Annotated in this window: 8 protein-coding genes; 3 read left to right on the top strand and 5 right to left on the bottom strand. The window is 65.7% G+C overall.

Features of this window, described 5'->3' with window-relative positions; translation table 11 throughout:
- Both mutL and queF read right to left on the bottom strand, forming a co-directional pair.
- Window positions 1-341 (bottom strand): DNA mismatch repair endonuclease MutL (mutL, locus tag ACFP9U_RS22915; protein ID WP_378625008.1); only part of this gene is annotated, 341 nt, incomplete at its 3' end.
- Window positions 342-396: 55 nt separating this feature from the next.
- A complete protein-coding gene (queF, locus tag ACFP9U_RS22920) occupies window positions 397-858 on the bottom strand; it encodes a preQ(1) synthase (RefSeq protein ID WP_378625010.1) in 462 nt (153 codons plus the stop codon).
- A 163-nt stretch (window positions 859-1,021) separates the two neighbouring features.
- Between queF and ACFP9U_RS22925 the strand changes: the two genes are divergently transcribed.
- From ACFP9U_RS22925 to tdh, 3 genes are all read left to right on the top strand, one after another.
- Window positions 1,022-2,218 carry an acyl-CoA dehydrogenase gene (locus ACFP9U_RS22925; protein ID WP_378625012.1) on the top strand — a complete coding sequence of 399 codons (1,197 nt, stop codon included), beginning with the start codon at window positions 1,022-1,024 and terminating at the stop codon, window positions 2,216-2,218.
- 287 nt (window positions 2,219-2,505) lie between these two features.
- Window positions 2,506-3,693: a glycine C-acetyltransferase gene (locus ACFP9U_RS22930; protein WP_378625014.1), complete on the top strand. Its 1,188-nt coding sequence runs from the start codon at window positions 2,506-2,508 to the stop codon at window positions 3,691-3,693.
- 31 nt (window positions 3,694-3,724) lie between these two features.
- Complete coding sequence (tdh, locus tag ACFP9U_RS22935) at window positions 3,725-4,759, top strand: L-threonine 3-dehydrogenase (protein ID WP_378625016.1); 1,035 nt, start codon at window positions 3,725-3,727, stop codon at window positions 4,757-4,759.
- A 43-nt stretch (window positions 4,760-4,802) separates the two neighbouring features.
- Here the strand turns inward: tdh and ACFP9U_RS22940 are convergent, their stop codons facing one another.
- The 3 genes from ACFP9U_RS22940 to ACFP9U_RS22950 all read right to left on the bottom strand — a co-directional run.
- Window positions 4,803-5,138 (bottom strand): TIGR01244 family sulfur transferase, encoded by a 336-nt coding sequence (locus ACFP9U_RS22940; protein ID WP_378625017.1) that lies wholly within the window; start codon window positions 5,136-5,138, stop codon window positions 4,803-4,805.
- 57 nt (window positions 5,139-5,195) lie between these two features.
- Window positions 5,196-5,990: a 3-oxoadipate enol-lactonase gene (gene pcaD, locus ACFP9U_RS22945; RefSeq protein ID WP_378625019.1), complete on the bottom strand. Its 795-nt coding sequence runs from the start codon at window positions 5,988-5,990 to the stop codon at window positions 5,196-5,198.
- A 48-nt stretch (window positions 5,991-6,038) separates the two neighbouring features.
- On the bottom strand, window positions 6,039-6,733 hold a 695-nt coding region (locus tag ACFP9U_RS22950; RefSeq protein WP_378625020.1), incomplete at its 5' end, for a 3-keto-5-aminohexanoate cleavage protein.

Genomic DNA, 6,733 nt, shown 5'->3' on the forward strand with positions numbered 1-6,733 from the left:
GCCGCCGTGCGCGAGCGCAGGCAAAGACGGGCGACCGAGCCGATCGAGGGCAGCGCCTCGCCACGGAATCCGAGCGAGCGGATGTCGTGGATGTCTTCCGAAAGCTTCGAGGTGCAATGGCGCGAAACGGCGAGCGGCAGTTCCTCGGCCGAAATGCCAGATCCATCGTCGGTGACGCGCAAAAGCGTCAGCCCGCCGCCGGCGGTCGCCACCTCGACGCGCCGCGCCCCGGCGTCGAGTGCGTTCTCCACCAGTTCCTTGACGACGCTCGCCGGCCGCTCGATCACCTCGCCGGCGGCAATCTGGTTGATGACGGTCTCGGAAAGCGGGCGGATGGGCATGGCGACCTTATAGCGGGATTCGGCTGGTGCGCGAAGACCGGGTGTTGCCGGTTGTCTATCCCCGCCCGCGATAGGACGCGACGCCCGTCTCCGGCAGCCAGGCGCCTTCCGGCGGCGTGCCGGTCTGCCAGAATATGTCGATCGGAATGCCGCCGCGCGGATACCAGTAGCCGCCGATCCTCAGCCACAGGGGCTTCGCCGCCTCGGCGAACCGGCGGCCGATCATCAGCGTGCATTCCTCGTGGAAGGCGCCGTGGTTGCGGAAGGCGGTGAGGAACAGCTTGAGCGATTTCGATTCCACGAGCCGTTTATCCGGCGCATAGTCGATGACGATGTGGGCGAAATCCGGCTGTCCCGTCACCGGGCAGAGCGAGGTGAATTCGGGGCAGGTGAAGCGGACGATCGCCGGTGGGCCGTCGCCGCGCGCGAAGGGAACGGTCTCCAGAACGGCGGCTTCCGGCGAGGCGGGCGTTTCAGCCTTTCCGCCGAGCTGGGTGAGCTTGTCTGTTTCGGTCACGGCTGGGTCCTTCCAGTTCCTGGCTGCATAGTGTCGTCGGCTGGTCCCACCGCCGCCGTCGCTTTGTCGCGGTATTTGACCGCGGCCGCGGGACCGGTCAAAAGACATCGCTGTACCGCCGCCATACAGGCCTGAAAAGAACGCGCGTCAAGAGATCACGACCATGCAAGACAGTGCCGCCACCGCTCCCTTCAAATGGGACGATCCCTTTCTCATCGAAGACCAGCTTTCCGACGAGGAACGGATGATCCGCGATGCGGCATCGGCCTTCGCGGCCGACAAGCTCGCCCCCCGCATCGAGCACGCCTATATGAACGAGGAAACCGACCCGGAAATCTTCCGCGAGATGGGCGCTTCCGGGCTCCTCGGGGTCACCATCCCGGAAGAGTATGGTGGGGCGGGCACGAACTACGTTTCCTACGGCCTGGTGGCGCGCGAGGTGGAGCGGATCGATTCCGGCTATCGCTCGATGATGAGCGTCCAGTCGTCCCTCGTCATGTTTCCGATCCACGCCTACGGCTCGGAGGAGCAGCGACGGAAATACCTGCCGAAGCTCGCCTCAGGCGAATGGATTGGCTGCTTCGGGCTCACCGAGCCCGATGCCGGATCAGACCCCGGTGCCATGAAGACGCGGGCCGAGAAGATCGACGGCGGCTATCAGCTGACCGGCTCGAAGATGTGGATCTCCAATTCGCCGATCGCCGATGTCTTCGTCGTCTGGGCGAAGTCGGCCGCCCACGACAACGCCTTCCGCGGCTTCGTTCTGGAAAAGGGCATGAAGGGTCTGTCCGCGCCGAAGATCGGCGGCAAGCTTTCACTGCGCGCCTCCATCACCGGCGAGATCGTGATGGACGGCGTCGAGGTGGGCGAGGACGCGCTGCTGCCAAACGTCTCCGGGCTCAAGGGGCCGTTCGGCTGCCTGAACCGCGCCCGCTACGGCATCTCCTGGGGGGCGATGGGCGCAGCCGAGGACTGCTGGCACCGCGCCCGCAATTACGGGCTGGAGCGCAGCCAGTTCGGCCGGCCGCTCGCCCAGACCCAGCTCTTCCAGAAAAAGCTTGCCGACATGCAGACGGAAATCGCCCTCGGTCTCCAGGCGAGTCTCAGGGTGGGGAGGCTGATGGACGAGGACCGCATGGCGCCGGAGATGATCTCGCTCGTCAAGCGCAACAACTGCGGCAAGGCCCTTGAAATCGCCCGCACCGCGCGCGACATGCACGGCGGCAACGGCATTCAGATCGAATACCATGTCATGCGCCACGCGCAGAACCTGGAGACGGTGAACACCTATGAAGGCACGCACGACGTGCACGCGCTGATCCTGGGAAGGGCGCAAACGGGGCTGCAGGCGTTTTATTGAGGGGTGAGATTGTGATGGTCGGTGTGGCCCCCCTCACTTGCGATTTCTAAGGGCTTAGCTCCGCTAAACCCAAGAAATCGCTTTCTCTCCCGCAGGGGGAGAGATAGGGCGCGGCGCCATGCCCGCAGCCAACCTCCAACATTGGAGATTGGCAGATGCGGTGTTGCAGCGCGCCTATCTCCCCCTTGGTGGGGGAGAAAGCAAATTCTTGGGCTTGAGCGAATGCTCAAGTCCCTAGAAATCGCAAGTGAGGGGGCCTGCATCGCGCCATACCGAGTGAGGTGACAATGACCGCATCCTTTCTGAAACACCTCTCCGCCGAGCTCGAGGCCCTGAAGGAGGCCGGGCTCTACAAGGCCGAGCGCGTCATCACCTCCATGCAGTCCGCCGAGATCGAGAGCGGCGGCCAAAGCGTGCTCAACTTCTGCGCGAACAATTATCTCGGCCTCGCCGACAATGCGGAGCTGCGCGAAGCCGCCAAGAAAGCGCTCGACCGCTACGGCTACGGTATGGCCTCCGTGCGCTTCATCTGCGGCACGCAGGAGGAGCACAAGCAGCTCGAGGCGCGCATTTCGGCCTTTCTCGGCTTCGAGGACACGATCCTCTATTCCTCCTGTTTCGACGCCAATACGGGGCTCTTCGAAACGCTGCTCGGCCCGGAAGACGCCGTCATTTCCGATGCGCTCAACCACGCCTCCATCATCGACGGTATCAGGCTGTGCAAGGCGCGGCGGCTGCGCTACGCCAACAACGACATGGGCGAGCTGGAAGAGCGGCTGAAGGAGGCGTCGGACGCCCGCTTCCGGCTGATCGCCACCGACGGCGTGTTCTCCATGGACGGCATCCTCGCCGATCTGCCGGCGATCTGCGACCTGGCGGACAAATACGATGCCATGGTGATGGTCGACGACAGCCACGCCGTCGGTTTCGTCGGGGAGCATGGCCGCGGCACGCCGGAACATTGCGGTGTGGAGGGCCGCGTGGATATCGTCACCGGCACGCTCGGCAAGGCGCTGGGCGGTGCTTCCGGCGGCTATACGAGCGGACGGCGCGAGGTGGTGGAGTGGCTGCGCCAGCGCTCGCGGCCCTATCTCTTCTCCAACACGCTCGCTCCCGTGATCGCCGCCACCTCGTTGAAGGTTTTCGATCTGATCGAGAACGGCGACGCCCTGCGTCGTCGTCTCTACGCCAACGCGGAGCGTTTCCGCGAGAAGATGACGCAGGCCGGGTTTACACTGGCCGGCGACGGCCACCCGATCATCCCGGTAATGGTTGGCGAGGCGGCCCTCGCCGCCGAGATGGCGGACCGTCTGCTCGGCCATGGAATCTATGTCATCGGCTTTTCCTTCCCCGTCGTGCCGAAGGGTAAGGCACGCATCCGCACCCAGATGTCGGCGGCCCATTCGCCGGAGGATATCGACCGGGCGGTAGCGGCATTCGACATGGTGGGCAGGGAACTGGGAATCATCTCGTGAATGTATTCGCCCGCCGCATAGGAGCATGACCATGTCCAACATGATGAAAGCCCTGGTGAAGGCCAGCCCCGAGGAAGGGCTCTGGATGGAGCGCGTGCCGCTGCCGGAGATCGGCCCCAACGACGTGCTGATCAAGGTGAAGAAGACCGCCATCTGTGGCACCGACGTTCACATCTGGAACTGGGACGAATGGGCGCGAAAAACCGTGCCCGTGCCGCTCGTCACCGGCCATGAATTCGTCGGCGAGGTGACCGACGTCGGCGCCGCCGTCAGCGAGTACCGTGTTGGCCAGCGCGTCTCCGGCGAAGGGCACATCGTCTGCGGCCATTGCCGCAACTGCCGCGCCGGCCGGGGGCATCTGTGCCGCAATACGCTGGGTGTCGGCGTGCAGCGCCCGGGCGCCTTCGCCGAGTATCTGGCGCTGCCGCAGCACAATGTCGTCGCGATTCCCGACGACGTGCCGGACGAGATCGCCGCGATCTTCGACCCGTTGGGGAACTCCGTCCATACCGCACTATCCTTCGATCTGGTCGGCGAGGACGTGCTGGTGACCGGCGCCGGGCCGATCGGCATCATGGGGGCGCTGGTGGCGCAGTGCGTGGGTGCGCGCAAGGTGGTCATCACCGACATCAATCCCGGCCGCCTGGCGCTGGCGAGGAAGCTCGGCGTTCAGCACGCCGTCAACACGGCCGAGGAGACGCTGCCCGAGGTGATGCGGCGGCTCGGCATGACGGAAGGCTTCGACGTGGGGCTCGAGATGTCGGGCGCCGCTCCGGCCTTCCGCGGCATGATCGACGCCATGAACAATGGCGGCAAGATCGCCATCCTCGGCATCGCGCCGACCGGCTTCGAGATCGACTGGAACAAGGTCATCTTCAAGATGCTCACCTTGAAGGGCATCTACGGCCGGGAGATGTTCGAGACCTGGTACAAGATGATCGCTCTCGTCCAGGGGCCGCTCGACGTCTCGGGCCTGATCACGCACCGCATCGCCGCCGACGATTTCTCCACCGGCTTCGCCGCCATGAAAAGCGGCGAGGCGGGCAAGGTGGTGATGGACTGGTAGGCGCCCGGGCACCTGTGAGGCAGCAGGAGCGGCCGAGCGCCGCCTAGCCCTTCGTCTGCTGCACGAGCGCATAAAGGTTGAGGCAACGCGCGCCGCTGCGGCAATAGGCGAGCACGGGGCGGGGAAGATCTTCGAGCGACCCGGCCATCTGGCGCACGTCGTCCTCGGTGATCGCGCCGGAGACCACGGGGACGAAACGGAAGTCGAGCCCCGCCGCGCGCGCGGCTTCTTCCACCATGTCGTGCGGCACGGCACCCTCTTCCGTGTCCGGCCGGTTGCAGACGATGCTCTTGAAGCCCGCATCTGCGATCTGGGAGACCTGGGCGGGCGCGATCTGCCCCGTGACGGCGAAATCCTCGTTGACCTGGCGAATGTCCATTCCGTGTCCTCTTTCCCTGATGGAAGGCGGTGCCGCCTGTCCCTCATATAGGCGTCCTCATGCGATATTCGCCTGCCGAAGGAAAGAGCGAATGCGCGCGGCCATTGCCTCGGGCTGCTCGATGCAGGGCAGATGCCCCGCGTCTTGGATGATCTCGAACTGCGCGCCGTGGATGAGCGAGGCGAGTGCGCGCACCGTGTCGGGCGGCGTCGAGCCGTCATGGTCGCCGACCAGGCACAGGACAGGAACCGCGAGTGCGCGCGTCGATTCGGTGAGGTCCGCATCGCGCAGCGCCGCGCAGGTGCCGGCATAGCCTTCCGTCGTCGTGCGGGTCAGCATGGCCAGATAGCCGGTGAAATCCGGATTTTCCGGGGTGCGGTAGGCGGGCAGGAACCAGCGTTCCGCAATGCCCGCTGCGATCGAGGCGATCCCTGCCTCGTTGACCGCCTTGATGCGCCCGTCCCAGAGCTGATCGTCGCCGATTTTCTGCGCGGTGTCGCTGAGCACCAGAGCGCGCACCAGATCCGGCCGCAGGGCGGCAAGGCCCTGGGCGATCATGCCGCCGACGGAGAGGCCGACGATCGTCGCCTTGTCCACCTGCAGGTGGTCGAGCAGCGCGGCAAGATCGTTGACGTGGTCCGAAAGCGTGTAGGGCGGCTCAAGCGCCTCCGAAAGGCCGTGGCCGCGCTTGTCGTAGAGGATGAGTCTGTACGTGTCGCCGAGCCGGTCGGCCACCTTTTCCCAGATGCGGAAATCGGTGCCGAGCGCGTTGGAAAAGACGAGCGTCGGCCTATCCGCCGCCCCGCGCACGGCGTAGTGGAGCACAACGCCATTTACCCGCGCAAATACCATTTCGCCGTCTCCCTTCGCGCTTATGTATGGGAAAAACGGGCGCTTGGGTCAATTCAGCGCCGCCCACTGCGCGCGAAGGTCGTCCGCATCGGCCCGTGCAAGCCCGAGGGCTTCCAGCGCGTCCGCCACGCCGCGGACGATGGCCGCATTGTCCGGGGCGAGCCTTCCGTCGGCGAGGTGGAGATTGTTTTCGAACCCGACCCGGGCGTGGCCGCCGAGCGCGGCGGCCGTGGCCACGCAGGCCGTCTCTCGCGCCCCGAAGGCGCAGAGCATGAAATGCTTGAAACGCGGGGCGCCGGGCGCGAGAAAGGGCAGGAGGTCCGCGGGTGTCGAGCGCTGCCCCTCCGTATAGCGCCCCAGCACACAGAGAACGGGGATGTCGTCGAAAGGCACGACCCCGCGCGCCATCATGTCCTTCAGTCGGACCGCCTCGTCGGGATGGTAGAGGATGATCTGCGGGACGATATTCTCGGCCTTCATGAATTCGAGGAACGTGCCGAACGCCGCCTCGTGCGCGGCATCGGGCACCAGTTCGGCAAGCGCCAGCGACGCGGCCTTCGGCCTGACCGCGCGCACCACTTCCATCTGCTCGTGCGGCCGGTAGCGCCCTACCGCCTCCGTGGTGATCTGGATCACGAGCCGCTCACCGACCGCCCGCCGCACCGCCGTGACCGCCGCGCGGTAGGCATCCGCCTCCAGGATATGGCGGCCCTCCCGGTCCCGCACATGACAGTGCAGCATCG

Origin of the sequence: Nitratireductor sp. GCM10026969, from assembly GCF_042660605.1 — a bacterium.
Classification (GTDB): Bacteria; Pseudomonadota; Alphaproteobacteria; order Rhizobiales; family Rhizobiaceae; genus Chelativorans.

Excerpts from the sequence above, each read along its gene's own strand:
- ACFP9U_RS22925 (WP_378625012.1), top strand. The coding sequence starts at position 1,022 with ATGCAAGACAGTGCCGCCACCGCTCCCTTCAAATGGGACGATCCCTTT.
- ACFP9U_RS22930 (WP_378625014.1), top strand. The coding sequence starts at position 2,506 with ATGACCGCATCCTTTCTGAAACACCTCTCCGCCGAGCTCGAGGCCCTG.
- tdh (WP_378625016.1), top strand. The coding sequence starts at position 3,725 with ATGTCCAACATGATGAAAGCCCTGGTGAAGGCCAGCCCCGAGGAAGGG.
- ACFP9U_RS22940 (WP_378625017.1), bottom strand. The coding sequence starts at position 5,138 with ATGGACATTCGCCAGGTCAACGAGGATTTCGCCGTCACGGGGCAGATC.
- pcaD (WP_378625019.1), bottom strand. The coding sequence starts at position 5,990 with ATGGTATTTGCGCGGGTAAATGGCGTTGTGCTCCACTACGCCGTGCGC.